Raw genomic sequence first — 26,464 nt, 5'->3', positions numbered from 1 at the left:
GTTTACCTGATGCATCGCACGCTGCCCACGCGGGACAGCAATGCGGTGTTCAGGAGGGGCGGGTCGACGGGCTCATTCTCTTGTAGGAGCGCGCTTGCCCGCGATTGTTGTCGGCCTGCACCACTTGCCTGGACTGACTAAACGCAATCGCGGGCAAGCGCGCTCCTACAGAGGAAAAGTGGATCAGTGGCGGCGTTCGACGATATACCGTGCCAGCGCACGCAACGGCTCGGCCGCCGCGTCGAAAGGCCGCAGGGCGACCAGCGCCTGATCGCGCAGCTCCAGCGCGTAACGCTTGGCTTCGTCCAGCCCCAGCAGCGCCGGGTAGGTCGGCTTGTCGCGGGCGATGTCGGCGCCCTGGCGTTTGCCCAGGGTCGCGGTATCGCTTTCGACGTCGAGAATGTCGTCCTGCACCTGAAATGCCAGGCCGATGGCGCGGGCGTAGATCTGCAATGCATCGAGACGCACCTGGTTGGCGTTGCCGCTGGCCAGGGCGCCGAGCCTGACGCTGGCTTCGATCAGCGCGCCGGTCTTGTGCCGGTGCATGAATTCCAGCGCAGTCTGGTCGAGCTTGAGACCCACCGAGCCCAGGTCGATGGCCTGGCCGCCGACCATTCCGGCAGGACCGGCGGCGTGGGCGAGGGTGGCGACCATTTTCAGGCGGGTGTCGGCGTCCTGCGAGGTCAGCTTGCCGTCCATCAGCACGCTGAAGGCCAGACTCTGCAGGCCGTCACCGGCGAGGATCGCGCAGGCTTCGTCGAAGGCTTTATGGGTGGTCGGCAGGCCGCGACGCAGATCGTCGTCGTCCATGGCCGGCAAATCGTCGTGGACCAGCGAGTAAGCGTGGATCAACTCCACCGCACAGGCCGCGCCATTGGCCTGCTCGGCATTGCCGCCGAGGGCTTCGCAGGCGGCGTAGACCAACAGCGGGCGCACGCGCTTGCCACCATTGGTGACGCTGTAGCGCATGGCTTCATAAAGACGGGTCAGTTCAGGGGCGGGTGCTTCGAACAGGCTGTCCAGCGCCGCATTGACGCGAGCCTGACTGAGGGCCTGATATTCAGCGATCATTCCGGCTGTTCCGCATCGAAGGGTTCCTCGGCCAGTTCGCCATCGCGCTCCAGCAGCACCTGCACCTTCTGCTCGGCCTGGGCCAGTGCGCTCTGGCATTCGCGGGTCAGGCGGATGCCCTGCTCAAAGGCGGTCAACGAATCCTCCAGCGACAGCTCGCCGTTCTCCAGACGCTCGACCAGCGTTTGCAGATCGGTGAGGGACTGTTCGAAATCCAGTGCAGCTTTCTTGCGGGCCATGGCGGCTATCCCGGTAGACGTTAAACCGGCGCGACACTAGCAGAGCGAGGGGTTTGGGGCAAATGAGAGGTGTTGGACGGGCAGGTATTCCGTTGGTCTGGCGTGCCCCACGCAACCTGTAGGAGTGAGCTTGCTCGCGATAGCGGCCATTCAGTCGCCGCGTGGATGTCTGACACTCAGCCATCGCGAGCAAGCTCACTCCTACACGTTTTCGGTGAGGCATCCATAGCGGGGTCGTTACGGACGAATCACCCGCGTTTACCAGTCATAGGTCACCGTCGCGATCACGTTGCGGCGCGGGCCGTAGTAGCAGGCTGTCGGGTTGGTGCAGGCGGTCACGTAGTCCTTGTCGAACAGGTTGGCGGCGTTGACCGACACCCGCGTGCCCTGCAGGTCATGGGCGAGCTTGCCGAGGTCGTAATGCAGCGCGGCGTCGGCCACGGTGACGTTGCCGGTCTTGATGCGATTGAGCGACGCGCTCGGCGAGCTGCCGCTGCTGCCCCACACCGCGCCGGTATACCGTGCGCCCACTCCGACGCCGAAGCCGTCCAGCGGGCCTTCGCGGAAGGTGTAATCCAGCCAGGTCGATGCCTGATGCCGTGGCGTGAACGGCAGCTCATTGCCTTTGTCGGTGTACGCCGAGGTGATGTAACCGGACTTGGTCACTTCGCTGTCGGTGTAGGTGTACGACGCCAGTATGTCCAGATTCGGCGTCAGCGCTGCCTTGCCTTCCAGCTCGAAACCGCGGCTTTCGGCCTCGCCGATCTGCACCGTGTTGCGCGTGTCCGCCGGGTCGACGGTGGTCAGGTTTTTCTGGGTCAGTTTATACACCGACGCGGTGATGTAGCTGTCCTGGCCCGGCGGCTGGTACTTCACGCCCGCTTCATACTGCTCGCCCTCGGTGGGCTTGAAGATCGGCGTGGTCGAACTGACGCTGGTGTTGAGCGTCGGGTCGAACGACTGCGAATAGCTGAAATACGGCATCACACCGTTATCGAACAGGTATCCCAGGCCTGCGCGCCAGGTACCTTTCTCGTCGTCCTGCTTGATATCGCGGTTACTCGGGTTGGCCCGGTCCGGGCGGAACGCGCTGTCGGCCTTGGCCCAGTCATAGCGGCCGCCGAGGGTCAGAATCCAGTGGTCCAGCTTGATCTGGTCCTGGAGGTAGATGCCGGTCTGCTTCTGCACCTGATACATGTCACGGCCGACGTACTGGTTGCTGACGCTGCCGCCGTACGTCGGGTTGTACGGATTGATCGAGGTGAAGGTGCCGTTGACCACGTCGTTATCCAGCGCGCTGCGGCGGAAATCCACGCCCATCAGCAGCGTGTGCTCCAACTCGCCGGTGTTGAAGCTGGCCTGGGCCTGGTTGTCGACGTTGAAGATCTGGATGTTGCGCTTGATGTCCGAGGCCAGGCGCGCGAGCACCGGGCTGGTGGCGCTGACGTAGCCGTTGTTGAACGCCGAACGGTTCTGCACGTTGACCTTGCTCCAGCGCAGGTTCTGGCGGACGGTCCAGGTGTCGTTGAAGCGGTGCTCGAACAGATAGCCGAGCTGGAAGCTCTCACGGCGCATCTGGTCGTAGTCCGGGTCGCCCAGCAGGGTATCGCTGCCGATGTGGCCCCATGGCGAGCCGTTCAGCGAACCCTTCTGCGGGTAGTACTGCTCGGTGGTGCCGCCCCAGTCGCGCTGGTATTGCGCAAGCAGGGTCAGCGAGGTGTCGTCGTCCGGGCGCCAGGTCAGGGCCGGTGCGATGAAGTTGCGATTGTTGTTGACGTGATCGACCTGAGTGCCGCTGTCCTTGACCAGACCGGTCAGGCGATAGCTCCAGACACCCTGATCATCCAGCGGGCCGGCGAAATCGAAGGCGCCCTGTTTCATGTCGTGGCTACCGCCCTGAATCTGCACCTCATGCAGCGGCGTTGTGGTCGGCAGTTTGCTGGTCAGGTTGATCAGGCCGCCCGGGCGGCTCTGGCCGTACAGCATGGAACTCGGGCCGCGCAGCACCTCGATGCTTTGTAGGCCGTACGGTTCGGACATGCCGCCCTGGCCGCTTTCGCCGTAGGGCAGCATCAGGCCGTCCTGAAACACATAGGGCGAAAAACCGCGCACGCGGAACTGTTCGCGGGAGTTGTTGGCGCCGGTGTATTCGCCGTAGATGCCTGGCGTGTAACGCACCGCCTGGCTGACGTCCTGCACCGCCTGGTCGTTCATCTGCTTGCGGCTGACCACCGAGATCGACTGCGGCACTTCGACCAGCGGCGTGTCGGTCTTGGTCGCGCCGACGCTGCGTTTGACGACGTAGCTGTGGTCGCCGTTTTCGCTGTCGCTGCTTGAGGCACCGTTGATGTCGGTCGCGCCCAGGTTGATCGCGCCGGCAGGCAGACGTTTGAGCGTCAGTGCGCCGCCGGGGGTGACTTCAAGCCCCAGGCCAGAGCCGGACAGCGCCTGGCTGATCGCCTGTTCGGTGCTCATGTCGCCGTGTACCGCCGGCGCCTGATGACCGGCCACCAGCGACGGGTCATAAACGATCTCGCGACCGCTTTGCTGGGCGATGCGCCCCAGAGTTGAACTGAGGCTGGCGGCGGGCAGATCGAAGCTGGCGGCCAGCAGCATCTGGCTGCTCAAGGCCAGCGGGCTCAGCAGCAGGACGGCGCGCAGCGGGTTCAGGCGCAAAACATTACGGGTACGGCGGGACATGACGGGCTCCATTGACGGTCGCATGAATGAGCGGTTCATGGGGTATGTCCAACGAGATGGAAAAAGCGATACAGGCGATGTGAAAAAAATTGCGCGGCCGACTCACGCCAATTCGATGCTGACCCACCAATCGCCAAAACGGTTGATGCGCAGGGGCATGGTCTGCTCCAGCGCGCTGAGGGCCCGGTTGCTGTGGTCTAGCGAGAAACCACCGGACACCCTCAGGCGTGCCGCCTGTGGGCTGACCCGCAATACCCCGGTGCGATAGGGGCGAAACGCATCGATCACCTCGCCGAGGGACCAGTCCACCACGTTCAGCCAGCCATCCTGCCAGCTGGCCTCGCCGCTACGATTGGCGTCGAGCAGCTCGATGCGGTCGTTGAACAGCGCGCCGTGGCCGGCCTGGAGTTGCGTGTTCGCGCCGCTGCGGCTGATGACCCTGGCGCTGGACTGGCTGACCCACACGCGGCTCGACGCCTCGCCGCAGGCGACCATGAAGCGCGCACCCGCGGTCTGTACGCAGCCGAATGCGGTGAACACTTCGAAGGGGCGGTTTTCCTGAGTCGCGTCGACGATGATCTTGCCCGCCCGCAGATGCACCTTGCGTTCGCTGGCGGTGAAATCCAGGTCCACGGCGCTTTGCGCATCCAGCACGATGCGGCTGCCATCGACCAGCGTGCGGTTCAGGCGCTCGCCTGTGCCTGTGCGCAAGTCCGCGCCAAATTCGGCCAATGGCATGCCCGGCTGACTCAGCAGGCGACCACCCAGACCGATGCCTGCAATCGCCAGTGCGCCACGCAACAAATGCCGGCGGCTGGGGCGCGGTGCCTGGAGCGTGCGCCGGGTCAAGTTATCCACAGGCGACAAGGTACGTTGCACGTGGCCCTGGACCTTCTGCCAGGCCTGAGCGTTGGCCGGATCGGCCTGCAGCCAGCGTTCAAATGCGCGGCGCTCATCCGGCAAGGCCGATTCGTCCCGCAGGCAGGCGGTCCATTCGATGGCCTGTTCGAGTGCGGTGCGCGGCAGGCTCATTCGTCGAACAGCTCGCTGCAGCACAGGCGCAGGCCCTTGGCGACGTATTGCCGAACGCGAATGGTCGAAACGCCAAGCATCTGCGCGATGTCGGCGTATTTCATGCCGTCGAGCTGGCTGCACAGAAAAGCCGTGCGGGCACGGGGAGACAGACCGTCGAGCAGCGTGTCGATGGCCATCAGGGTTTCCATGGTCAGTGCGCGCTCTTCGGGAGAAGGCTCGACGGCTTCCGGTTGCGCGGCGAGGGCGTCGAGGTAGGCGCGCTCAAGATCGCGGCGGCGCCAGGTGTCGTACATCAGCCGTTTGGCGATGGTGGTCAGCAGCGCGCGCGGTTCGCGGATCGTTTGTGGCGCAGGCATCGCCACCACCTGCACGAAGGTTTCCGCCGCCATGTCGGCGGCATCATGCCGACAACCCAGCCGCGCCCGCAGACGGTCGAGCAACCAGCCATGATGATCGCCGAACAACTGCTGAAGAATGTGCTGACGCAGGGCGGTGTTGCCGGGAAGCGGAGGGGCGAGGAGGTCGGCGGACGGCATGACGAAAATAATCGCAACGGTTAATGAGAGCGATTATCAATTGTTCGGAGTGCCAGCACAACTGCCGAGACGGTGGATGGGCGCAGATCCCGTAGGAGCCGGCTTGCTGGCGAACCGCGGTGTGTCGGAACAATTGATGTCGATTGACACGCCGCCTTCGCCAGCAAGCCGGCTCCTACAGGTTGGCATTGCCTGTCCGTAGCAGTCCGGCTTGCCGGCGGCAGCGATCTTGAGGATGTCACCGCCGGCAAGCCGGACTGCTACGGGGTGTCTGCCGTGATTTACAGATAGGTGAATACGGCTTCGGCCGGCAGGCGCGATTTCGGCAGTTTGGCGTTGAAGTCACTGTCGCTGCGGTAACCGAGGGCGACCACGACCAGGCTGGTGAAACCCTTGTCGCGCAGGCCCAGTTCGGCGTCGAGTTTCTTGAAGTCGAAACCTTCCATCGGCGTGGCGTCCAGACCCAGCGACGCCGCGCCCAGCAACAGAGTGCCGAGGGCCAGATAGGTCTGCTTTTCCATCCAGTGCTGCAGGTCCTTCTGATCGTGCTTGTGCAGGTTCACGTAGCCACGGCGAATGGTGTCCTGACCGACGCGGGCTTCGGGGTTGTGGAAGCGGCCGTCTTTCTCTTCCTGGGCCAACACGCCCTGCAGGTGCTCGTCGGTCATGTCGATGCGGCTGCACAGCACGATGACGTGGGAAGCGTTGCGGATCTTGCTCTCGTTGTAGACGAACGCGCCTTCCGCGCCGACGGCCACGCGAGCCTTGCCTTGCTCATCGGCAGCGACGACGAAATGCCACGGCTGCGAGTTCACCGAAGACGGGCTGTGGCGCAGTTGATCGAGCAGGGTGTCGACCGTCTCCTGCGGGATGGTGCGCGTGGCATCGTAGGCCTTGGTGGTGTAACGCGACTTGGCGAGTGCGGTGAGTTGCATGAATGGGCTCCTGGAGCAAAAACGCTGATTTATAGGCAAAAAGAGACCGCTCGCTACGGATGGCGATGGCTTGTGTGCGGCGTTCTACAGGCTTTTTCGGGCGAACGAAACCCGTCAAAAGCCTTCGAGGACGATCTTGCCTTTGGCCTTGCCGCTCTCGATCACGGCGTGGGCGCGGCGCAGGTTGGCAGCGTTGATGGTGCCGAAGTGCTCGCCCAGGGTGGTTTTCAGCACGCCCTGATCAATCAGCTCGGCGACGCGGTCGAGCAGTTGATGCTGGGCGATCATGTCCGGCGTTTCATACAGCGAGCGGGTGAACATCAGCTCCCAGTGCAGCGACAGCGCCTTGCGTTTCATCGGTACCACGTCGAGGCTTTTCGGGTCGTCGATCAGCGCCAGGCGGCCTTGCGGGCGCAGCGCTTCGATCAATTGCGGGAAGTAGCTGTCGGTGTGGGTCAGGCTGGCGACATGGCTGACCTGGCCGACGCCAATTTCTTCCAGCTGTGCCACCAGCGGCTGGCTGTGGTCGATGACGTGGTGGGCGCCAAGGCTTTTCACCCAGTCGCGGGTTTCCGCGCGAGAGGCGGTGCCGATCACGGTCAGCTTGGTCAACTGACGAGCGAGTTGCACCAGGATCGACCCGACACCGCCACCCGCGCCAATGATCAGCAGGCTGTCACCTTCGCCGCCGCCTTGCGCCACGCCGAGGCGGTCGAACAGCAGCTCCCAGGCGGTGATCGAGGTCAGCGGCAGCGCGGCGGCGTGGGCGTTGTCGATGGACTTGGGCTTGTGGCCGACGATGCGTTCATCGACCAGGTGGAATTCGCTGTAGTTGCCGGGGCGGGCGATGGAACCGGCGTAGAACACCGCGTCACCGGCCTTGAACAGGCTGACCTCGCTGCCGGTTTCGCGAACGATGCCGACGGCATCCCAGCCCACTACTTTCGGTTCGGTGGCGGCAGAGCCGGCGCGGATCTTGGTGTCCACCGGGTTGACCGAAATAGCCTGCACTTCCACCAGCAAATCACGCGGGCCTGGGGTCGGTTTGGGCAGGTCCATGTCGATCAGGGCACGGGGATCTTCAATCGGCAGACCGTGTTGGGTAAAGGCGATGGCTTTCATGGGGTGTCGCTCCTAAGGGTCGAGGGTGAAGGTTGCGTCGTTGGGTCTAGGATGTTCTTCTTCGTCAGCAAGAAAAACCGGCAGAATTCGTCAACACTTTCACAGTTGGAGTGAAAATGATCCGCATCGATGACCTGGCGCTGTTCGTACGCACCGCGGCGCTGGGCAGTTTTTCCAATGCCGCACGTGAGGTGGACCTGCTGCCGGGCCAGGTGGCGGCGGCGATCAAGCGCCTGGAGCGCGAGCTGGATATCCGTCTGTTTGCCCGTTCGACCCGCAGCCTGCGCCTGACCGCCGAGGGCGAGCAGTACCTGCCCACCGCGCAGAGCGTGCTCGACACGCTGAAGGAAGGTCGGGAAAAACTCCGTCGTGAAAGTGCGGAATTGCAGGGCACCTTGCAGGTGGCGGCGCCGTCCGACCTCGGGCGCAATGTGCTGCTGGACTGGCTGACCGGGTTTCGCCGACAGCATCCGGCACTGAACCTGCGCCTGTTCGTTTCTGACCAGGTAGCCGATCTGTTTCGTGACCCGGTGGATGTGGCGCTGCGTTACGGCGTGATCGAAGACGCCAACTACATCGCGATGCCGCTGGCGCCGTGGAACCGTCGGGTGCTGGTGGCGTCGCCTGACTATCTGGCGCGACGCGGCCGGCCGCAGGTGCCGGAAGATCTGCTGCGCCACGATTGTCTGCTGTACACCCTGAGCGGGCGCGTCTACGACAAATGGCGCATCGGTGCGCGGGTGCTGACCGTGTCGGGGCCGCTGTATTGCGATGACGCCGATGTGGCGCGGCGCTGGGCGGTGACGGGTGAGGGCATCACCTACAAGTCGTGGCTGGACGTGCGCGACGACGTGATGGCCGGGCGGCTGGAGATGCTGCTGCAGGACTACGCCGGCGAGCCGACGCCGCTGAATCTGGTCTGCCCGCACCGCAAGCAATTCTCGCCAGCGGTGCAGCAGTTGCATTCGATGTTGAAGCAGCGGGTTGCACAGATGCAGCAGGGGTTGCCGACGTTGTTGTGAGCGGTGCTGTATCTGCAGGCGCTGACTTGCCCGAGACCCCTTGCAGGCGCTGACTTGCCTGAGACCCCTTGTAGGAGCTGGCTTGTCCTGCGACCGGCGACGCAGTCGTCGTAGAATCTGACGACTATGCAGTTCTGACACACCGCATTCGTCGGGTTTACGACTGCTTCGCAGCCGGTCGCAGGACAAGTCAGCTCCTACATCGCTCGCAGGACAAGCCAGCTCCTACAGGGGAGCGCGGTCAACTCAATGCGAATGCCGCGGCTCACCATTGCGGGCGATCACCCGCAGGTGCAGCGTCGCCGGTTCCAGGCAGCCACCTGTGGATAACTGCCCGACCAACTGGCGATACAACTCCTGCCACGGCGTTTGCGAGGCTGGCATTTTCGGCTCGAAGGCGGCACGGCGTTCGGCCATTTCTTCGTCGCTGACCAGCACGTTGACGCTGCGGTTGTTCAGGTCGACGCGCAGGCGGTCGTTGGTTTTCAACAGCGCAAGACCACCGCCCACCGCCGCTTCCGGCGACATGTTGAGGATCGACGGGCTGGCCGAGGTGCCGCTCTGGCGACCGTCGCCCAGGCACGGCAGCGAATCGATGCCGCGTTTGATCAGCTCTGCCGGCGGCGCCATGTTGACCACCTCGGCGCTGCCCGGATAACCCACGGTGCCGGCGCCACGAATCACCAGAATGCAGCGCTCGTCGATGTCCAGCGCCGGGTCGTTGATCCGCGCGTGGTAGTCCTCCGGCCCTTCGAAAACGATGGCCCGCGCTTCAAAGCTGTTCTCGGCGCCCGGCTCGGACAGGTAGGTCTTGCGGAAGGCCTCGCCAACCACCGACATCTTCATGATCGCGCTGTCGAAGAAATTGCCGCTGAGCACGATAAAACCGGCGCGGTGCTTGAGCGGATCTTCGTAGGGGCGAATCACGTCCGCGTCGTGGGCGACCGTATCACGCACGATCTCGCCGATGGTCTTGCCAGCCACCGACGCGCAGTCTTCGTGAAGCTTGCCGGCCTTGTGCAGCTCGTGCATCACCGCCGGCACGCCACCGGCGCGGTGGAAACCTTCGCCGAGGTATTTGCCCGCCGGCATGCAGTTGACCAGCAGCGGCACGTCTTCGCCGACCCGTTGCCAGTCGTCCAGGCTCAGTTCGATGCCCATGTGCCGGGCGATGGCGATCAGGTGCGGCGGGCAGTTGCTCGATGCGCCCAGGGCCGAGGCCACGGCAATGGCGTTTTCAAAGGATTCGCGGGTCATGATCTGCGACGGCCGCACGTCTTCGCGCACCAGGTCGCAGATGCGCCGACCGGTCAGATAGGCCATTTGGCCGCGCTCGCGATAGGGCGCCGGAATGCTCGCGCAGCCGGGCAGCGACATGCCCAGCGCTTCAGCCAGCGCGTTCATCGACAGCGCCGTGCCCATGGTGTTGCAGTGGCCCACCGACGGCGACGCCGCGGTGGTCATTTCCATGAAGCCTTCGTAATTGATCTCGCCGGCAGAGAGCAGATTGCGCGCGTGCCAGAGCACGGTGCCGGAGCCGATCAGTTCGCCCTTGTGGCGCCCGTCGAGCATCGGCCCGCCCGACAGCACGATGGCCGGCAGGTCGGTGGTGGCGGCGGCCATCAGGCAGGCCGGGGTGGTCTTGTCGCAACCGGTGGTCAGCACCACGCCGTCCAGCGGGTAGCCGTGAAGGATTTCCACCAGCCCGAGATACGCCAGGTTGCGGTCCAGCGCCGCCGTCGGGCGACGGGTCTGCTCGGCGATCGGGTGCACCGGAAATTCCATGGGAATGCCGCCCGCGTCACGAATCCCCGCCTTGACCCGCTGCGCCAGTTCCAGGTGATGACGGTTGCACGGGGTCAGGTCGCTACCGGTCTGGGCAATGCCGATGATCGGCCGGCCCGACTGCAATTCTTCGCGGGTCAGGCCGTAGTTCATGTAGCGCTCGACGTACAGCGCGGTCATGTCGGCGTGGGTCGGATCGTCGAACCATTGCTGGCTGCGCAGGCGGCGGGTAGGGGTATCAGACATGGTTCGGAGACTCTCTTGGAATTGTTTGTTATCGGTAACAATGAGCGGCGAAGCGGGATTTGTAAACCTGGAATACAGACCTGTAGGAGCCGGCTTGCTGGCGAACGGGGCTCACGTGCGGCATTTATGTCGCTGACCCACCGCTTTCGCCAGCAAGCCGGCTCCCACGAAAGACAATGCAGCGTTAGCGGGAGAGCAGGTTACGCGCTGCCAGATTGCGCAACAGCGCGCCGACGCCAAAGGTCCACGGTGTCGCTTCGCTGCTGTGGGTCACCTGGTTGTGCAGGCTGCCGAGCAGGCGGCTGCTGATGCTGACGCGGTCGCCGAGCTTGTGGGTAAAGCCGCCGCCGACGTGGTCGCGATCTTCGGTGGGGGCGAACAGAGTGCCGAGGAACAGCAGGAAACCGTCCGGGTACTGGTGGTTGGCGTTGAGCGTCTGCGCGGCGATGTCGGCCGGGTCGCGGCTGATCTGCGCCATGGAGCTGGAGCCCTTCATCACGTAACCGTCTTCACCTTCGACGCGCAGATCGACCACGCAATTACGCGCGTCATCCAGCGAGAAGGTCTCGTCGAACAGGCGAATGAACGGGCCGATGGCGCAGGAGGCGTTGTTGTCCTTGGCCTTGCTCAGCAGCAACGCGCTGCGGCCCTCGAAGTCGCGCAGGTTGACGTCGTTGCCCAGGGTCGCGCCGTGGATCTGACCGCGGCTGTTGACCGCCAACACCACCTCCGGCTCGGGGTTGTTCCATTCCGATTTCGGGTGAATGCCGATCTGGCTGCCACTGCCGACCGCCGCCAGCACCGGGGCCTTGGTGAAAATTTCAGCGTCCGGGCCGATGCCGACTTCCAGGTATTGCGACCACATGCCCTGTTCGATCAGCAGCGCTTTCAGTTTGCTCGCCTGTTCGGAACCCGGTTTGACGCTGCGCAGGTTATCGCCGATAGCGTCGTGAACAATGGCGCGCACGCTTTCAGCCTTGGCCGGGTCGCCTTTGGCCTGCTCTTCGATGACGCGCTCGATCATGCTGGCGGCGAAGGTCACGCCAGCGGCCTTGATCACTTGCAGGTCGGCGGGGGCCAGCAGGAACGGCTTGCTGCTGTCCGGGCTGGCGCTGGAGTTGGCCAGCAGTTCTTCGACACTGGCAATGCGCTCGCCCTGGGTTTCACGCACGGCCTGCAGCGGCGAATCCAGCTCCAGCAGCTCGCTCAAGGTGGCGAAACGCGCCGACAGATCGAACACACCGTCGCTGCGAAGCACCACCGGCGATGGGCCGCCGACCTTGCCGGGCACCCAGGCACGGCCAATCAGAGTACCGTTCAGGCCGTCGGCGGGCAGGGTGTTTTCAGGGGTGAGTGCGATAGGCATGGGTTGAATCCTCGGCGATGTTTTTATGCTTCTGCTGCAAAACCTAATCAGCCATCTCGATAAACTCCAATGACATCTGCTCAATTATCGATAACACTGGGTTATCGCGTATCGAGGCTGCTCCCATGTCCGACATTTCTTTCTCGACGGTCTGCAACTGGCTCAAGTTCAAGCATCTGGTGCTCATCGACACCCTGGCGCGGACTCGCAACATGCACGCGGCGGCGCAGCACATGAACCTCAGCCAGCCAGCAGTGAGCAAGATGCTGCGCGAGATCGAGCGTCTGCTGGGTTTCGATCTGTTCGAACGCCTGCCGCGCAACATGCCGCCGACCGCGCTGGGCGAGCACGTGGTGCGGTATGCGCAGATCGCCTTGAACGACGCGAGCAAGTTCGTCGACCAGATCAGCAGCCTGCGTGAAGGCGGACATGGTTTTCTCAAGGTCGGCGCAATCTTCGCCGCGACCGCCGTGGTGCTGCCGGACGCCATCGTGCAGCTGAAAAAGCGCTGGCCGCTGCTGTCTATCGAGGTGGTCGAGCAGACCAGCGATCACCTGATGGAAATGCTCGACGACAAGAAACTCGACCTCGCCGTGGCCCGTTACACCCACGAAAGCCAGCATCAGGTCTACGACTTCCAGGCGCTGGCGCCGGAGCCGTTCTGCATGGTGGTCAACAGCCGCCACCCGCTGACCGAAATGGAGCAGGCCCCGTTGCAGGAACTGGGCAACTGGCCGTGGATTCTCTACCCGGTGGGCACGCCGATCCGCGCGCGGATGGAACAGGCGTTCGCCAAGGCCGGCATCGCCACGCCGAAGAACACCATCGACACCATCTCCATGCAGACCTTCCTGCAAGTGCTGCAATCCGGGCCGATGATCGCCATGCTGCCGGCGTCCATGGCCCAGCCGCATCTGGAAGCGGGGCTGCTGAAAGTGCTCAACACCCCGCTGCAACTGGCACCGCAGGACTACGGCATTCTGACCCGGCGCGGCGAGCCGCTGCTGGGGGCAGCGTCGGAGTTTGCGCAGATTCTGTTGGCTAATGCGCAGAAGAAGCCCGAGTGACCCCTGACCTTTTGCCGGCCACCGAACTGTAGGAGTGAGCTTGCTCGCGATTGCGAAGTGTCAGGCGATGACAATTTCGAATGAAAGCAAGTCATCGCGAGCAAGCTCACTCCTACAGCGTTCGTAGCATCGCGATAACCCCACGTTATCAATCAATGGAAACATGTCATTGTCCCGTCCCGTGTTTACGGTGGTCAGGGCGGTCTGTTATCGGTAACATCGGTCTCCGTTTCGATCCTCCATAACAACAATACAGGCGCCCCGTGTGCCTGGAGGTCCCACCATGGAAACCGTATCTCCACGCCTGCCCGAGTCTTCGGGTGCCGGGCAAGCCAGCTTTGAAGATCGCACGTACCGCAAGGTCATCCTGCGCATCCTTCCGGTCCTGCTGCTGTGCTACATGGCCGCTTACCTGGACCGGGTCAACATCGGCTTCGCCAAGCTGGACATGCTCAACGACCTGCAATTCAGCAACACCATCTATGCCCTCGGCGCGAGCGTTTTCTTCTGGGGCTATTTCATCTTCGAAGTGCCGAGCAACCTGCTGTTGCACCGCTTCGGCGCCCGCTTCTGGATCGCCCGGATCATGCTCAGCTGGGCCATCGTCTCGATGGCCGTGGCCTTCACCGTGCCGCTGGCGAAGTTCTTCCACGTTGAATCGGAAACCATGTTCTACGTGCTGCGCTTTCTGCTCGGCATCTGTGAAGCCGGGTTCTTTCCGGGCGTGATCCTGTACCTCAACTACTGGTTCCCGACCCGTCGCCAGAGCCGGGTGATGTCCGGTTTCCTCATGGCGATGCCGATCAGCCTGACCCTGGGCGGCGTCATCTCCGGCTGGCTGATGAGCAAGATGCAGGGCGTGCAAGGCATGGCCGGCTGGCAGTGGCTGCTGATCATCGAAGGCATTCCGTCGGTGATCATGGCGTTCGTCGTGCTGGCGTTCATGGCCAACAACATCGACGCCGCGAAATGGCTGTCGCCGGAAGAAAAAGCGCTGCTCAAGGCCAACCTGCAAACCGACAACAAGGGCAAGGCCGGCAGCCTGCGCGAAGTGTTCTTCAATGGCCGGGTGTGGCTGCTGGTGCTGATCCTGCTGACCTTCAACACCGGCTTCTATGGTCTGGCGTTCTGGATGCCGTCGATCATCAAGAGCGCCGGGATTTCCAACCCGCTGGACATCGGCCTGTTGACCGCCATTCCCTACGGCATTGCGGTCATCGCCATGACCCTCAACGCCCGTCATTCCAACAAGACCGGCGAGCGCCGGCTGCACGCGGCGATTCCGGCGATCATCGGCGGCATCGGCCTGATCCTCAGCGCCTACTTCGCCAACAACGTGGTGCTGTCGATCATCTTCCTCAGCGTCTCCGCCTCCGGCGTGCTGAGCCTGATGCCGATCTACTGGACCCTGCCCGGCACTGTGCTGTCCGGCGTCGCGGCGGCAGCGGGCATCGGCATGATCAACGCCATCGGCAACCTGTCGGGTTTCACCGGCTCGATGATCACTGCCATGGCGGAAAACCTCACCGGCAACATCAACAACGGCACCTACGTGCTCGGCGCCTGCCTGTTCATCAGCGCAGGGCTGATCCTGTCGATTCCGCGGGCGATGCTCGGCAATCCCAAGGCCGAAGCGGTGGAGCCGGGCGGGGCGTTGTCGCAGGCGTAAGAGCCTCTCGACGCGCCACAAGTTGTAGGAGCCGGCTTGCTGGCGAAGGCGACGTGTCAGTCAGCATTGAGTTGGCAGGCCTGACGCGTTCGCCAGCAAGCCGGCTCCTACAAGTCCGTTTTCACCCTTCATATTCTCGTCACCACCTGCCATCGCCATCCGCGATGGCAGGCTCGCCAATGCCTGATATACGCCCCCGCCGCTGACTCCTAACATCGGTCGCCAATGACCATTCGTTCCTCGACGGGCCAGCCCATCGGTGTCCGAATCTCCAAAAATAATAAGTTGAGTCCCACGAGGTTTCCCCCATGAAAACCCTGGCTGCCGGGCCTGCGCCCGTGACTGCTTCCGTCGATGGCAGCGCTCAGCTGAGCGTTGGTCAACGTTATGCCACCTTGGGCGGCTCCTGGGCCGCATGGCTGTTCGATGCGCTGGATGCCACCGTCTTTGGCTTCGTCCTGCTGGCCATCGCGAAAAGCTTTTCGGTCGGGCTGGGCGATGTCGTCTCTACCGTGGCCTGGTTTCTGCTGGCGACCGGGATCGGTGGCTTCTTCCTCGGCAATATCTCCGACAAGATCGGCCGCAAAAAGACCATGATGCTGTCGGTGTTCGTCTACGGTACGGGCACCCTGTTGTGCGGCTTCGCCGACAGCCTCTGGCAGCTCAACCTGTTTCGTTTCTGCGTGGGGATTGCCGTGGGTGGCCTGTGGTCAGCGGCAGCGGCGCTGGTGTCTGAAATCTGGCCGCCGGCCGGTCGCGCCAAAGCGTTCGCGGTGATGCAGACCGGCTGGTCCGGAGGCGGTCTGCTGGCTGCGATCTTCGCCTGGAGCTTTCTCGACAGCAGCAACCCCGAGTCCTGGCGCACGCTGTTCATCTATGCCTCGATCCCGGCCTATTTCACCCTGGTGTTCATCTGGCTGTTCGTCAAAGAGTCGCCGGTCTGGCTGGCCAACCGCGAATTCATGCGCCGCAACAGCGACAAGGGCCGGCTGATGGAAATCTTCAGCCCGCAGTACCTGAAAGTGACTCTGCTGGGCCTGAGCATTTCGGTGCTCGGCATGTACGGCTACTGGATCATCACCACGTTCATGCCGGCTTATCTGCAGAACATTCTGAATGTGCGCATCGATCAGGCGCCGGTGTTTGTCATCTGGATCGGCATCGGCGCCACCATCGGCTATCTGGCTTACGGCTACCTGGCTGAAAGCCTCGGCCGTCGCCTGTCCTTCGCGATCTTCTTCGGCGGCATGGCGATCATGGTGCCGGTGTTTGCCTACTCGGCAACGTTGATGCCGCTGACCGATGGCAAGTTGCTGTTCACCACCCAGAACGTCATCACACTCGGTTCGCTGGCCGCGTTGCTGGGTTTCTTCACCGGTTACTTCAGCGGCTTCGGCGCGTGGTACTCGGAACTGTTCCCGACCAGCATCCGCTCTACCGCGTCGGGGTTCTGCTTCAACTTCGGTCGGGTCGGCGCCATTGCCGGCATCAAGCTGGTGCCTGTGCTGATCCCGCTCATCGGCTTCACCGCCACGATTTCTCTCGCTTCCGTTTCCTACGCGATCGCCGCCGTCATGGTGTTCACGCTGCAGGAAACCAAAGGCGTTCAACTCACCAGCGGCAACTGATCTGTATCAGAGGACAGACCCATGAAAAACTTTCGAATCGGCCAAATCGTTCCCAGCTCCAACACCACCATGGAAACCGAAATCCCGGCGATGCTGACGTCGCGGTATGAGTTGTTTCCGGAAGAGCGTTTCACCTTCCATTCCTCGCGCATGCGCATGATGCATGTCAGCCCGGAAGAGCTGAAAAAGATGGACATCGACAGCGACCGTTGCGCGCTGGAACTGAGCGACGCACGGGTCGATGTCATGGCTTACGCCTGTCTGGTGGCGATCATGTGCCAGGGCGCCGGCTACCACAAAGTCTCCCAGGAGCGCCTGGGCAAGACCGTCGCTGCCAACAAGTCCACCGCGCCGGTGCTGAGCTCGGCCGGTGCGCTGATCGACAGCCTGAACCTGCTCAACTACAAGAAAATTTCGATCATCACCCCGTACATGAAGCCGCTGACTCAGCAGGTCATCGACTACATCGAAGCAGCCGGCATCGAAGTGGTCGATTCGATCAGCCTGGAAGTCGCGGACAACCTCGCGGTGGGCCGTCTCGATCCGATGAACCTGGTCGGCCACGCCGACAAGCTGAACATCGGTCAGGCCGATGGCGTGGTGCTGTCGTGTTGCGTGCAGATGCCGTCGCTGCCGGCGATTCAGGTGGTGCAGGACCGTCTCGACAAGCCGGTGCTGTCGGCGTCGGTGGCGACCGTTTACCAGATGCTCAAGACCCTCGGCCTCAAGGCGCAAGTGCCGAACGCCGGTCATTTGCTGTCCGGCGCGTTCTGAGTCGATGGATGTCCGGGTACTATGGCCGCCTCGGTCACCACGCCCGGTACATCACATGAAGCTCGATCCTGTCTCGCTGCGCCTGTTCGTCAGTGTTGTCGAAGAAGGCACCATCGCTGCCGCCGCCAAGCGCGAACACATTGCGGCGGCGGCGGTGAGCAAGCGGCTCAGCGAGCTGGAAGAGCTGCTTGACTCGAAGCTGCTCAACCGTACCAACAAAGGCATCACCGCGACCGATGCGGGCCTGTCGCTGCTGTTCATGGCCCGCAGCGCGTTGAACAACCTCAATGAAATCGTCGTGCAGATGCGCGACTACTCCCATGGCCGGCGCGGTTCGGTCAGCGTGCTGGCGAATATCTCGGCCATCACCCAGTTCATGCCGGGGCTGATCCAGTCGTTCATGGCGCAATACCCGTTGATCAACATCAGCCTGGACGAGCAGCAGAGCCTGGCGATCACCAAGGCGGTGGCGGAAAACCGTGCCGACATCGGCATCTTCACCCGCCTGCCCCACGGCGCCGACATCGAAGTATTTCCGTTCCGCACTGACCGGCTGGTGCTGCTGGTACCCAACGATCACCGGCTGGCCCGGCGCGAGTCGGTGACCTTCGGTGAAACCCTAGACGAGCAATACGTGGCCCTGCGCAGCGGCACCCATCTGAATTTCCAGCTGATCAAGGCGGCGAACGATCTTGGCCGCTCACTGAATATCCGCATGGAAGTGTCCAGCTATGACGCGCTGTGTCTGATGGTCCAGGCGGGCGTCGGCATCGGCATCCTGCCCGAGGGCAGCGTGGGGATTTACAACCTGCCCGGCGCCACGGCGGTGCGTCTGGAAGAAGACTGGGCCCTGCGCGAACTCAGCGTATGCGTGAGGTCACGGCAGGGGCTGTCGGTGGCGGCGGAGCTGTTTCTGGGGCATTTGCTCAACGCCGGGCACCGCAACCCCTTGTAGGAGCTGGCTTGCCCTGCGACCGGCGACGAAGTCGTCGTAAAACCTGTGCACGTGTTTTGTCTGAAATACCGCGTTCACCGGGTTTACGACTGCTGCGCAGTCGTTCGCGGGACAAGCCGCGCTCCTACAGGTTTGGTCCGCGACGATCACTTCGGGTCATACCCCCCCAGACACGCGCGAAACAGCACCATCAACACCATCAGGTTGCCGGTGACGTTGCTGATCTTGGTAGGCACTTCGCCTTGTGGATAACAGCGCATGCTCGGCAGTTCGATGCAGCGGTAGCCCAGTTTCGGTGCGCGGTAAGACATGTAGGCCAGCAGTTCGTAGCCCATGAACACGTTGCGGAAGATCGCCAGGCGCGGGTCCAGCAGCATCTTGCGGCTGTAGGCGCGGAAGCCCTGGGTGGTGTCGGTCCAGTTGATGCCCGACGCCAGGCTGAGCAGTGGCGCGTGGATCAGTCGGATAGCCATGTCGCGCAATGCTGGGGTGTTTTCCGCCATGCCGCCGGCTATGAAGCGGGACGCCTGGACGAAATCGACTCCGCGTTTCAAGGCATCGATGAATGAGCCAATCGCCTGCGGGTCGTCCTTGTCGTTGCCGTCGATGGTGACGATGCCTTCGTAACCCTGATCCAGCGCGAAGGCGTACGCGCAGCGCAATTGCGCGCTGAGTCTCCCCGGCGAGGTTTTTACCAGCAGGCCGCGCACGCTCATCACTGCCAGCATGTCGTCGGCCAGCGAACCGTCGGTGCTGCCGCCGTCGACGATGATGATGTCGGCGATCTGGTTGATCGAATGAGCAGCCATGCGCGCCAGCAGGCTGATGATCCGTTCGCCTTCGTTGATCACCGGGATGATCACGCAGTGGGGATGCTGGCGGCCGCGCCACAGCCGGGTTTCGAACAGGGGAACCTGACGGGCCAGGGTGGCCAGGGTCGGTCGTCCGGGGGAGATTGTTGTGTCGTTCATGAGGCCACCCGCGCAGTGATCAGGGCGACACCTGCGATTACCAGCACAATGCCGGCCGCGGTCGTCCAGTAGAAAGTTTCACGAAAAATCAGGGCCGACGAACAGGCCACGGCAGCCACCGCGCCGGCGGTCAGCAGCGGGTGGGCGACGTTCAGCGGCAAGCGCGCCAGGGCGGCGGCATAGAGCAGAAACGCAGCGCCATACAGTGCCAGGCCGAGCCAGAAGGGCCAGTTGCTCAACGCCTCCAGCGGCGCGCTCAACGAGGGAAAGCGCCGGGGCGGCATCATTGCCATTTTCACCAGCACGCTGGCCGAGGCGTTGCACAGGATGCCGAAAATCAGGATCGCCCATTTCATGCGTACATCTCCACGGCGGCGTTACGGTAATGGTGGATGGCAACGTTGAGCGCGCGCTCGATGGTCACCGGATGCGGTTCGTGGCGGTTGGGCAGCATTTCGATGCTGACCAGTTGTCTGGGCAGGTGACGGTTCAGCGCAGTTGCCATGGCCACATGGTCGGTGTCGCCGTCGCCCAGGGTTTGCAGGTCGCGTTCGCTTGCGTGCACATGGCCGATCAATTCGGCATGGGCATCGAGCACGTCGAACGGGTCTTCGTCGTTGATGGTCAGCGAGCCGGTGTCCAGTTGCATGAGGATGTGCGGGTGATCGACCTCGCGCACTACCTGCGCGGTCTGTGGCGTGTCGGTCATGAAGTTGGCGCCGTAGCAGACCGGGTTCGGCTCCAGGCAGATGGTCACGCCGTGCTCGCGGGCGATGTCGCCGAGGGCGCGGAAGAAGCACAGGTAGATCTGCGTCAAGTGCTCGTCGTCGAGGCCGCTGCGGTCGCGGTTCTTTGGCGAACCGAACACCAGCCGGGTCGCGCCGAGACCTGCGCCGATGCGGCAGATATGGCGCAGGTGTTTGAGCATCGCCGCCTGGCTGGCGATGCTGCCGAACAGGTTCAGGCCCTGGGTGCCGAACAACAGCGCCTGCATGCCGGTGATGCCGATGCCGTGTTCGGCCCAGCCTTTGCGGATCTCGTCGATCTGTGCCGCGGTGGTCGCGGCCGGGTCGGGGAAATATTTGCCGGGGGCGACGTCGATGGCGTCGATGGCGTGCTGCCTGAGCAGCGTCGCGATGTCCTGGTCTTCACTGATGTCCCAGGCGATGTTGGAGATAGCCAGTTTCATTCCATTGTCTCCAGTGAGCGGGGCTCTGATTGCGCGTAGGAGCGAACCGCCAGAAGGGTTTCCCTGGCGCTGTATTGGTAGTGCCCCGTCACACCGAACAGATCGGCATGGCGGGTTTGCATGGAATAGGCCGGGGCGACACCCGGCAGTTCATGGGTGAATGCCTTGCCGAAACCGTGCAGCGCGACGTCGGCGACGCTCAGCGGTTCGGCGCACAGGTGAATCAGGCTCAGGCCGGCATCCAGCGCGACGCGGATGTCGTGCCAGAGGTTGACCATGGGGTAGAACTGGAAGCGGCCACGGCTGTCGATGGCGTCCAGATTGTTGTGGTTGAGCAGGTCGAAAATCACGTTCTTGCGCAGGCCCGGCCCGACCAGTCCTGGCAGGCGCACGATCAGGTGACGCGGGAAGTAATCCTCGACGAAGCACTCCAGCAGCCGCCGGTTCAGGCCGTACGCGTGCAGCCCGACTTCGTTCACCGGCGTGCCCTCGTCGACATGCATCGGCATGGCGAACACATCCACGGTGCTGATCAACACGAAGGTCTCGCAATGCACGGTGCGCAGGTGTTCGATCAGCCCTTCGATCTTTTGCCGGTCGGCTTCCGGGTCGCGGTTGGCGATCCACTTCTGGGCCGGTGCGCCGGCGCAGATCAGGGTGTTGAACCCGCGCCCGTCGATGTCGCCGATGCTGGTCGAGCGGTAAAGCTGCTCGAAGCGCGTCTGCTTCATCAGGGTCGAGCCGACGAAGCCGCTGAAGCCGATCAGAGCGTTGCTCATAATTGCGCACCCAGCGGGCAGTGAACCCGGATCAATTGAGCGTTGTAGACGTAGAAATACGAGGTGTACGTGCAGTTCAGGCGGTTGATCTCTTCCTTGAGTGCGATGCCACGTTCGCTGGTGTCCGTGTCCAGGTTGATGTGCGACACCAGCATCGAGAAGTCACTGGCCGGGCGCTGTTGCAGCAACTCCGTCAGGGATGCCTGGTACTCGGCCCGACCTTGCGCCGGGTCGCGGCGTTTGGTGGTTTCGTCGTAGATCCAGGTGTAATGGTGCTTGCTCAGGCGCTGGTCGATCAGGCTGTAGAACTCCAGCGACGGCACCGCGTCGGGGTAAACCAGAAACTCTGTAGGCGGCAACTCGGCGACGTACTGATACAGCGCGTTGTTGTCGACATAGGCGTAATTGACGCCCTTGACGTTGTTGTAGACGGCCTTGCCGGCCTGCAACGTCAGCACGGTCAGCAGCGCCCAGCCCAGCAGCCGCACGGCCCGGGACGGAGCAGGGATGAATTCGAGGATCGCGCAGCAGGCAATCACCATGCTGAACGGCGCCAGCCAGATCACATGACGCGGGTAGCTCACTGGGTAAAAGCCGATGATTCGCCCGGCCACGACCACCAGCGCGATGCCAAGGAAAAACAGGTTGAGGCGGAACAGAAAATCGCGCTGACGCCGCAACAGCAACGCCAGGTTGGCGACGCCGGAAACGATCAGCAGGGCCTTGCCATAGGCGCCAAGCACGGCTTCCTTGAGCATTGCCAGGGCGGCCAACGCCGAACTGGCGTGGTAGTCGTCGTAATTGGTCAGCTGGAACTGGGCCAGGTATTTCATGAAGGCGTACGCTGCGACGATCGTCAGTGCCGAAGCGAACCAGGCAATCACCGTCGGCTTGCTGCGCACGTCCCGTGGCCTGCGGCTGAACAGCAGGCAGGCGTAAATCAGCAACGCGCCGGAGACGATCAGCGTCGAGAAGCCCAGCACGCTGATCAAGGCGGCCATACCGATCGGCCAGTAGAGGTTGTCGTGTTCGTCGGCTTGCCACAGGGCAAAGATCGCCAGAAAACTCACCGACACTTCCAGGAAGTAATGCTTGAGCTCGGTGAGAAACAGGCCCATGGAAAACGAGTGGCCGATCAGGATCAGCAGAAACAGCGCCACGCCCCAGCGATAGCGACGCAGCGTCAGTACCGTCGGCGCAATCAACAGGCAGGACAGCGCCAGCACTGACAGGCGCAGCGGCTCGATGTCGTAGTGAAACAGGCTGATGATCGCCTTGAAGAACAGCGAGGCCAGCACCGGTTCGGCCTGGTCGTAATAGGGCAGTGGGCGGAAGAATTCCCCCGCGCTGTCCAGCGCGATGATGTCCTTGAGCAGCATCGCTTCATCGACCCACACTGAGCGGGTCGCGAGGGTCAGAAACAGGCTCGCCAGCATGGCCAGGGCCAGGGCGGTCGCGACGCGGGGCAGGCTAGAAGACTTCATGGTCGAGTTTCTCCAGCACGTCGTAGATGTTGTCGATCTTGCCGCCCAGCACGGAATAACACCCCGGCAGGCTGGCGTGCTTTTCAAAGAGAATCGGCCGACCGTCGTTGCTGTCGTTTTTCGCCAGCACGGTTTTCACTTCGTACAGCGAGTCGACATGGCGGGCGCCGAGTATCGCCGGCAGATAGCGGCCGACATCGCGGACCATGCGCTCGACGCGACTGCTGCACGGGTGCTGACGCAGCTTGTCGTACGGGTCGATGGCCTTGTCGTCGTCCCAGTGCAGGTGCGGAGTGAAACGCACGTGGGAGAGGGTGTGCAGGCCGCGAGACGGGAAGGGCATCATCGAAAAGAACGGCCCGTCCATCACCGTCACGCCGAGGCCGTCCAACACCGTCGGCATCTGCATCAGGGCCAGTTCGGTGATCTCATGGCGCAGCCCGGCATGCAGCCCAGGAAAGTCGCCGTCGAACTGATTGCTGCCGCTGTAGGTGCAATTGAACACGTAGCGGCAGTCCAGTTGCCGCGCGCCGTCGGCGTCTTCGCTGATCACCTGCAACGTTGCATCCGGGCCGCGATGGATCTGCGTGGCGCGGGTCTGCAAGCGCACCTGCACACCGCATTCGTCCAGCTCTTGCGCTGCCCAGTCGGCCAGGCGGGTCGAGTCGAAAGCGTACTCTTCGACCTCATACACGTCCTCGATCAGCCGTGGTTCGAACAATCGATGGGTCGGCGCGTCGGCGCGGCGAACCTGTGCACCGATGCTGTGGCAGAAGCGCTCGAACTGATGGGCGGTGATCTTGGAGTTGTGCCGGGCAATGGCGTACAGCTTGGTGAAATCGCGAGTCACCGCCTGCGGCCAGTCAGCAACGAAACGCGGCAGGTTGATGCGGCTGCGATAGGCCGTGGTGAAACTGCGCGGGTAGTGATAGCCGTTATGCACACGCGCTTGATTGTTGTAGGAGGCGCGTCTGAGCAGGCCGCTCTCGCGCTCCAGCAAGACCACGCGGCGCAAGCCGTGTCGGCGGGCGAGGTGGATGGCAATCGCCGATCCGTAAAAGCCGCCTCCGATCACCACGGCTTCGTGCTGGCTGCCCGCTTCGCCGTTCACGATGCCCGCCCTTCACGCCAGCTTCTGACCACGGTCGGCAGCGGCGTGACGTCTTCGATATTGAGCTTTTCCTGCCGGGTCATCCGGCAACTCGTGAACTCCTGACTGATGTGATAGAGCGGCCCCTCACCGGAAAAACTGCCCATGTTGAGGATGTATTCGCCGAGCACCAGCAGCACCAGAGAGATCAGGAAAAACATCCCCGACTGTTGCAGCGACAGGCTGATCCAGCCTGCCGCCACATCGGTCTTGAACAGCGCGATGGCAACCACGTACACGCAGTACAACAGGTTCGTTCCGGCGCCGAACAGCGACAGCGCCGTCACCAGTCGCATCGGCGCGCGGGTGCTCGACACCAGCATGCGGATGCCGCGGTCGACACTTTCGCCCAAGGATTTGCGTGGCTGGGCTTTCGGTGCGGCGGAGTAATGCAGGCAGGTGCGGGCAAAACCGCCGGTGGCCGGCAGATGCCGGTAGATCATGGTCGGCTTGGGGTGCTGCAGGATGAAATTGATGACCTTGCGCGTCAGCAGACGATACTGCGGTGCGTCCTTGACCAGATGCACGCCGTTGCACCAGCAATAGGTCCGGTGAAACAGGCGGAAGGCGAAGCGATACAACAGACTTTGATAGAGATGCTCGCTGTTGTGCGCGAACACCACGTCGGCGCCCTGCGCGGCCTGCTCCAGCAACTGCGGAATAAAAGCGATGTCGTCGGCCAGCGGATCGATGACCACGCCGTAATCGCCCAGCGCATTCTCCAGCCCGACCCAGGACGCCGTGTCCAGGTCGACTTCCTTGGTCAGCGCATACACCTGCAGATTGGCAATGCCGTTCTCGCCGGTCAGCCGTTTCAGCTGCCTGATGCTGTCATCGCTGGACGCGTTGTCGACGATGATCAGCTCGTAATCCGAGACCATCGACGCAATGATCCGCGTCGCTTCGGTCAGCATGGATTCAAGCCCTTCGGCCTGATTGCGAACGACAAACACCACTGACAGGAAACAGGGAAGAAATGCCATGTCTCAGATACTCTGAACGGCCATCCATAGCGTTGTTGTTTTTTTGTGTGCAGACAGATGTTGATCTGTGAACACGCATGAATGACAAGTTATTCAAGTGTAGGAAATGAATCGATATGGCGGATAAAGGCGGGGATAACGCGGTGAAAAGCGAGAGAACTGTTGGCGCCGCGGAGTGACTGTTTTGGAATCAACAAGTTAGGCGCAATATTACGCCCGGCAGAGGCCTGTGGAAGGCGCCATGTACTGCCGTCTGTCATGAATCACGTTCATTTAAAGTTTGCATGGATATAACAGCGCTCGACCGAAAAATTGACGCCACCGCCATGCAGGTGCAAGGGCGCAATCATGCAGGAGCTGGCTTGTCCCGCGGCCGGCTGCGAAGCCGTCGTAAACCCTGACGTCTCTGCAACTCTGACACACCGCGTTTACCAGCTTTACGACGGGTTCCGTCGAGCGCGATCCCGGCGCGCTCGCAGTATTCGCCAGCTCCTACCGTTCATTCATACAACCACGGCTTCAATTCATCCAGATTGCGCACCACGATCTGCTGCGCAGCCGCTCTCGGGTCGAGCTTCTTCGGATCGATCTGGAAGCGCTGCAGCACGTACTTGACCAGTGCCCGACGCGTCGGGATCACCAGTACGCCGTCCCGCATGCCGAAGTCGGCTTCGATGATCGCCTTCTGCTCGGGCGCGAGGCGCGAGTCAGGCTCGATGACCACCGACACTTCGGTGTTCCAGTCTTCGTCCTCTCCGATCAGGTTATTGGCCTTGCGGTCTTCCAGCGCGGGTTCGCCACGCAGCCGGCTCAGGACAAAATCCCGGTACTCGCGGTTCTTCTCGCAATAGGCCCGCACATGCCAGCGCATGCCGGTGTAGACCAGCGTATGCGGCGCGATCAGGCGGGTCTCCGGCAACGGGTTGGCCAGCGACACATAAGCCACTTCGATCAGCTCGCTCTCGCGGCAGGCCTTGAGCAATGGCCGCAACACCTCCGGGCGGATCGTGCGGTCCGGCACTTCCAGCACCAGCGTATGCGCATAGGCCAGCGCCAGCCCTTCGACATGGGGCGCGCGGGAGTGGGTCTGATTCAGCAGGTGCAGATAGGCGCTGGCGCTGTCATCGATGAACAGCGGCTTGAAGTGCTTGCCCGGTACATAGCCCTTCAGCTGCTTGTCATATGTAAGGTTTTTAGGCGCATGGTCATTGATGTAGGTGTTGATGTCTTTCGAGGCCTGCTGACGGCTGATGCCGAAGCTCTGGATCAGGTGGCCCGTGGTCAGCCGGCCTTCCCACCAGGCAACGGTCTCGATCAGACGGTAGCGAAGTGCCAGGTCCCAGCGAACCTGCTTGATGTGCTGTGCGCGTTTCATGACCTCTCCATGTGCGTGATTTGTTTACCTGTATAAGTCTACATTCTATACGTGTAAGGAAACACTACATATTCTTCGGCCATCTCCGAGAGCTATCGGAATCACGAAAGGATGTGGACATGACAACGTCGGATGCAATTTCGACAGGGGCGCTGGTCACCATGACAGCGATTGCGATCGTGCTGGTTATTCAGTGCCTGAAGCTGCAGGACATCTGGCAACTGATCGTCGACTGCAAGACCTCGCTGCGCTGGGCACGCATTCAGGAAGCAGAGAACCGCGAGCTGCGCTCGGCCCTGCGTGCCGAAAAAGCCCACGTCGAGCAGCTGAAACGCAAGCTCGACCTTCTGCAAGACCTGCTGCCAGTTGCGTAAGGACACCCA

General features: G+C 62.5%; 24 protein-coding genes. 7 read left to right on the top strand and 17 right to left on the bottom strand.

The genetic code is table 11. The annotated features are described in order from the left end of the window. Positions 1-183: 183 nt before the first annotated feature. From ispA to ACIPL0_RS16945, 7 genes are all read right to left on the bottom strand, one after another. Entirely contained in the window at positions 184-1,071 is an 888-nt protein-coding gene (gene ispA / locus ACIPL0_RS16975) for a (2E,6E)-farnesyl diphosphate synthase (RefSeq protein WP_400597469.1), read from the bottom strand. Further along, complete coding sequence (locus tag ACIPL0_RS16970) at positions 1,068-1,310, bottom strand: exodeoxyribonuclease VII small subunit (protein ID WP_062384761.1); 243 nt, start codon at positions 1,308-1,310, stop codon at positions 1,068-1,070. Before ACIPL0_RS16970 ends, ispA begins: the two co-directional genes overlap by 4 nt. Before the next feature lie 258 nt (positions 1,311-1,568). Further along, on the bottom strand, positions 1,569-4,010 hold the full coding sequence (locus tag ACIPL0_RS16965) for a TonB-dependent siderophore receptor (RefSeq protein WP_400597470.1): 2,442 nt from the start codon (positions 4,008-4,010) through the stop codon (positions 1,569-1,571). Positions 4,011-4,112: 102 nt separating this feature from the next. Continuing rightward, positions 4,113-5,042, bottom strand: coding sequence for a FecR domain-containing protein (locus ACIPL0_RS16960; RefSeq protein ID WP_400597471.1), 930 nt, complete (start codon positions 5,040-5,042; stop codon positions 4,113-4,115). After that, positions 5,039-5,581 carry a sigma-70 family RNA polymerase sigma factor gene (locus ACIPL0_RS16955; RefSeq protein ID WP_400597472.1) on the bottom strand — a complete coding sequence of 181 codons (543 nt, stop codon included), beginning with the start codon at positions 5,579-5,581 and terminating at the stop codon, positions 5,039-5,041. The genes ACIPL0_RS16960 and ACIPL0_RS16955 overlap by 4 nt, the downstream gene beginning before the upstream one ends. Before the next feature lie 281 nt (positions 5,582-5,862). Then, positions 5,863-6,516: an oxygen-insensitive NAD(P)H nitroreductase gene (nfsB, locus tag ACIPL0_RS16950; protein ID WP_400597473.1), complete on the bottom strand. Its 654-nt coding sequence runs from the start codon at positions 6,514-6,516 to the stop codon at positions 5,863-5,865. Positions 6,517-6,630: 114 nt separating this feature from the next. Further along, positions 6,631-7,638, bottom strand: coding sequence for a zinc-binding alcohol dehydrogenase family protein (locus tag ACIPL0_RS16945; protein WP_400597474.1), 1,008 nt, complete (start codon positions 7,636-7,638; stop codon positions 6,631-6,633). A gap of 116 nt (positions 7,639-7,754) precedes the next feature. Between ACIPL0_RS16945 and ACIPL0_RS16940 the strand changes: the two genes are divergently transcribed. Then, positions 7,755-8,660 (top strand): LysR family transcriptional regulator, encoded by a 906-nt coding sequence (locus ACIPL0_RS16940; RefSeq protein WP_400597475.1) that lies wholly within the window; start codon positions 7,755-7,757, stop codon positions 8,658-8,660. Positions 8,661-8,906: 246 nt separating this feature from the next. Here the strand turns inward: ACIPL0_RS16940 and ACIPL0_RS16935 are convergent, their stop codons facing one another. Both ACIPL0_RS16935 and ACIPL0_RS16930 read right to left on the bottom strand, forming a co-directional pair. Beyond that, positions 8,907-10,691: an IlvD/Edd family dehydratase gene (locus tag ACIPL0_RS16935; protein ID WP_400597476.1), complete on the bottom strand. Its 1,785-nt coding sequence runs from the start codon at positions 10,689-10,691 to the stop codon at positions 8,907-8,909. Between the two features lie 184 nt (positions 10,692-10,875). Next, positions 10,876-12,057, bottom strand: a complete 1,182-nt coding sequence (locus ACIPL0_RS16930) for a fumarylacetoacetate hydrolase family protein (RefSeq protein ID WP_400597477.1) — start codon at positions 12,055-12,057, stop codon at positions 10,876-10,878. A 125-nt stretch (positions 12,058-12,182) separates the two neighbouring features. On the opposite strand from ACIPL0_RS16930, the gene ACIPL0_RS16925 reads away from it, so the two are divergent. From ACIPL0_RS16925 to ACIPL0_RS16905, 5 genes are all read left to right on the top strand, one after another. Next, positions 12,183-13,124: a LysR family transcriptional regulator gene (locus ACIPL0_RS16925; RefSeq protein ID WP_400597478.1), complete on the top strand. Its 942-nt coding sequence runs from the start codon at positions 12,183-12,185 to the stop codon at positions 13,122-13,124. Between the two features lie 283 nt (positions 13,125-13,407). Beyond that, on the top strand, positions 13,408-14,793 hold the full coding sequence (locus tag ACIPL0_RS16920) for an MFS transporter (RefSeq protein WP_400597479.1): 1,386 nt from the start codon (positions 13,408-13,410) through the stop codon (positions 14,791-14,793). Between the two features lie 308 nt (positions 14,794-15,101). Further along, positions 15,102-16,421, top strand: coding sequence for an MFS transporter (locus ACIPL0_RS16915; RefSeq protein ID WP_400597480.1), 1,320 nt, complete (start codon positions 15,102-15,104; stop codon positions 16,419-16,421). A gap of 21 nt (positions 16,422-16,442) precedes the next feature. Further along, positions 16,443-17,195, top strand: a complete 753-nt coding sequence (locus tag ACIPL0_RS16910) for an Asp/Glu racemase (protein ID WP_400597481.1) — start codon at positions 16,443-16,445, stop codon at positions 17,193-17,195. Positions 17,196-17,250: 55 nt separating this feature from the next. Continuing rightward, positions 17,251-18,150, top strand: a complete 900-nt coding sequence (locus ACIPL0_RS16905) for a LysR family transcriptional regulator (protein ID WP_400597482.1) — start codon at positions 17,251-17,253, stop codon at positions 18,148-18,150. Between the two features lie 146 nt (positions 18,151-18,296). On the opposite strand, the gene ACIPL0_RS16900 is transcribed toward ACIPL0_RS16905, so the two are convergent. The 8 genes from ACIPL0_RS16900 to ACIPL0_RS16865 all read right to left on the bottom strand — a co-directional run bounded on the left by ACIPL0_RS16900 (position 18,297) and on the right by ACIPL0_RS16865 (position 26,081). Further along, positions 18,297-19,121 carry a glycosyltransferase family 2 protein gene (locus ACIPL0_RS16900; protein ID WP_400597483.1) on the bottom strand — a complete coding sequence of 275 codons (825 nt, stop codon included), beginning with the start codon at positions 19,119-19,121 and terminating at the stop codon, positions 18,297-18,299. Beyond that, positions 19,118-19,477, bottom strand: coding sequence for a multidrug transporter (locus ACIPL0_RS16895; RefSeq protein WP_400597484.1), 360 nt, complete (start codon positions 19,475-19,477; stop codon positions 19,118-19,120). The genes ACIPL0_RS16900 and ACIPL0_RS16895 overlap by 4 nt, the downstream gene beginning before the upstream one ends. After that, a complete protein-coding gene (locus ACIPL0_RS16890; protein WP_400597485.1) occupies positions 19,474-20,310 on the bottom strand; it encodes a sugar phosphate isomerase/epimerase family protein in 837 nt (278 codons plus the stop codon). Before ACIPL0_RS16890 ends, ACIPL0_RS16895 begins: the two co-directional genes overlap by 4 nt. Next, on the bottom strand, positions 20,307-21,089 hold the full coding sequence (locus tag ACIPL0_RS16885) for a pyridine nucleotide transhydrogenase (RefSeq protein ID WP_400597486.1): 783 nt from the start codon (positions 21,087-21,089) through the stop codon (positions 20,307-20,309). Before ACIPL0_RS16885 ends, ACIPL0_RS16890 begins: the two co-directional genes overlap by 4 nt. Continuing rightward, a complete protein-coding gene (locus ACIPL0_RS16880) occupies positions 21,086-22,573 on the bottom strand; it encodes a hypothetical protein (RefSeq protein WP_400597487.1) in 1,488 nt (495 codons plus the stop codon). Before ACIPL0_RS16880 ends, ACIPL0_RS16885 begins: the two co-directional genes overlap by 4 nt. Continuing rightward, positions 22,560-23,684 carry an NAD(P)/FAD-dependent oxidoreductase gene (locus tag ACIPL0_RS16875; protein WP_400597488.1) on the bottom strand — a complete coding sequence of 375 codons (1,125 nt, stop codon included), beginning with the start codon at positions 23,682-23,684 and terminating at the stop codon, positions 22,560-22,562. Before ACIPL0_RS16875 ends, ACIPL0_RS16880 begins: the two co-directional genes overlap by 14 nt. Further along, complete coding sequence (locus ACIPL0_RS16870) at positions 23,681-24,706, bottom strand: glycosyltransferase (RefSeq protein WP_400597489.1); 1,026 nt, start codon at positions 24,704-24,706, stop codon at positions 23,681-23,683. The genes ACIPL0_RS16875 and ACIPL0_RS16870 overlap by 4 nt, the downstream gene beginning before the upstream one ends. 499 nt (positions 24,707-25,205) lie before the next feature. Next, entirely contained in the window at positions 25,206-26,081 is an 876-nt protein-coding gene (locus ACIPL0_RS16865) for a WYL domain-containing protein (RefSeq protein WP_400597490.1), read from the bottom strand. 119 nt (positions 26,082-26,200) lie between these two features. Here ACIPL0_RS16865 and ACIPL0_RS16860 point away from each other — a divergent pair, with 119 nt between their 5' ends. After that, a complete protein-coding gene (locus ACIPL0_RS16860; RefSeq protein WP_400597491.1) occupies positions 26,201-26,455 on the top strand; it encodes a hypothetical protein in 255 nt (84 codons plus the stop codon). Positions 26,456-26,464: the final 9 nt, after the last annotated feature.

The organism is Pseudomonas sp. NPDC090208 (assembly GCF_044746785.1).
GTDB lineage: Bacteria > Pseudomonadota > Gammaproteobacteria > Pseudomonadales > Pseudomonadaceae > Aquipseudomonas.
The sequence above is the reverse complement of the archived record's forward strand: the minus strand, read 5'-3'. Positions and strand labels throughout refer to the sequence as shown.

Bases quoted from the DNA above. Each gene is read 5' to 3' on its own strand.
- ispA (WP_400597469.1), bottom strand. From the start codon at position 1,071: ATGATCGCTGAATATCAGGCCCTCAGTCAGGCTCGCGTCAATGCGGCG.
- ACIPL0_RS16970 (WP_062384761.1), bottom strand. From the start codon at position 1,310: ATGGCCCGCAAGAAAGCTGCACTGGATTTCGAACAGTCCCTCACCGAT.
- ACIPL0_RS16965 (WP_400597470.1), bottom strand. From the start codon at position 4,010: ATGTCCCGCCGTACCCGTAATGTTTTGCGCCTGAACCCGCTGCGCGCC.
- ACIPL0_RS16960 (WP_400597471.1), bottom strand. From the start codon at position 5,042: ATGAGCCTGCCGCGCACCGCACTCGAACAGGCCATCGAATGGACCGCC.
- ACIPL0_RS16955 (WP_400597472.1), bottom strand. From the start codon at position 5,581: ATGCCGTCCGCCGACCTCCTCGCCCCTCCGCTTCCCGGCAACACCGCC.
- nfsB (WP_400597473.1), bottom strand. From the start codon at position 6,516: ATGCAACTCACCGCACTCGCCAAGTCGCGTTACACCACCAAGGCCTAC.
- ACIPL0_RS16945 (WP_400597474.1), bottom strand. From the start codon at position 7,638: ATGAAAGCCATCGCCTTTACCCAACACGGTCTGCCGATTGAAGATCCC.
- ACIPL0_RS16940 (WP_400597475.1), top strand. From the start codon at position 7,755: ATGATCCGCATCGATGACCTGGCGCTGTTCGTACGCACCGCGGCGCTG.
- ACIPL0_RS16935 (WP_400597476.1), bottom strand. From the start codon at position 10,691: ATGTCTGATACCCCTACCCGCCGCCTGCGCAGCCAGCAATGGTTCGAC.
- ACIPL0_RS16930 (WP_400597477.1), bottom strand. From the start codon at position 12,057: ATGCCTATCGCACTCACCCCTGAAAACACCCTGCCCGCCGACGGCCTG.
- ACIPL0_RS16925 (WP_400597478.1), top strand. From the start codon at position 12,183: ATGTCCGACATTTCTTTCTCGACGGTCTGCAACTGGCTCAAGTTCAAG.
- ACIPL0_RS16920 (WP_400597479.1), top strand. From the start codon at position 13,408: ATGGAAACCGTATCTCCACGCCTGCCCGAGTCTTCGGGTGCCGGGCAA.
- ACIPL0_RS16915 (WP_400597480.1), top strand. From the start codon at position 15,102: ATGAAAACCCTGGCTGCCGGGCCTGCGCCCGTGACTGCTTCCGTCGAT.
- ACIPL0_RS16910 (WP_400597481.1), top strand. From the start codon at position 16,443: ATGAAAAACTTTCGAATCGGCCAAATCGTTCCCAGCTCCAACACCACC.
- ACIPL0_RS16905 (WP_400597482.1), top strand. From the start codon at position 17,251: ATGAAGCTCGATCCTGTCTCGCTGCGCCTGTTCGTCAGTGTTGTCGAA.
- ACIPL0_RS16900 (WP_400597483.1), bottom strand. From the start codon at position 19,121: ATGAACGACACAACAATCTCCCCCGGACGACCGACCCTGGCCACCCTG.
- ACIPL0_RS16895 (WP_400597484.1), bottom strand. From the start codon at position 19,477: ATGAAATGGGCGATCCTGATTTTCGGCATCCTGTGCAACGCCTCGGCC.
- ACIPL0_RS16890 (WP_400597485.1), bottom strand. From the start codon at position 20,310: ATGAAACTGGCTATCTCCAACATCGCCTGGGACATCAGTGAAGACCAG.
- ACIPL0_RS16885 (WP_400597486.1), bottom strand. From the start codon at position 21,089: ATGAGCAACGCTCTGATCGGCTTCAGCGGCTTCGTCGGCTCGACCCTG.
- ACIPL0_RS16880 (WP_400597487.1), bottom strand. From the start codon at position 22,573: ATGAAGTCTTCTAGCCTGCCCCGCGTCGCGACCGCCCTGGCCCTGGCC.
- ACIPL0_RS16870 (WP_400597489.1), bottom strand. From the start codon at position 24,706: ATGGCATTTCTTCCCTGTTTCCTGTCAGTGGTGTTTGTCGTTCGCAAT.
- ACIPL0_RS16865 (WP_400597490.1), bottom strand. From the start codon at position 26,081: ATGAAACGCGCACAGCACATCAAGCAGGTTCGCTGGGACCTGGCACTT.
- ACIPL0_RS16860 (WP_400597491.1), top strand. From the start codon at position 26,201: ATGACAACGTCGGATGCAATTTCGACAGGGGCGCTGGTCACCATGACA.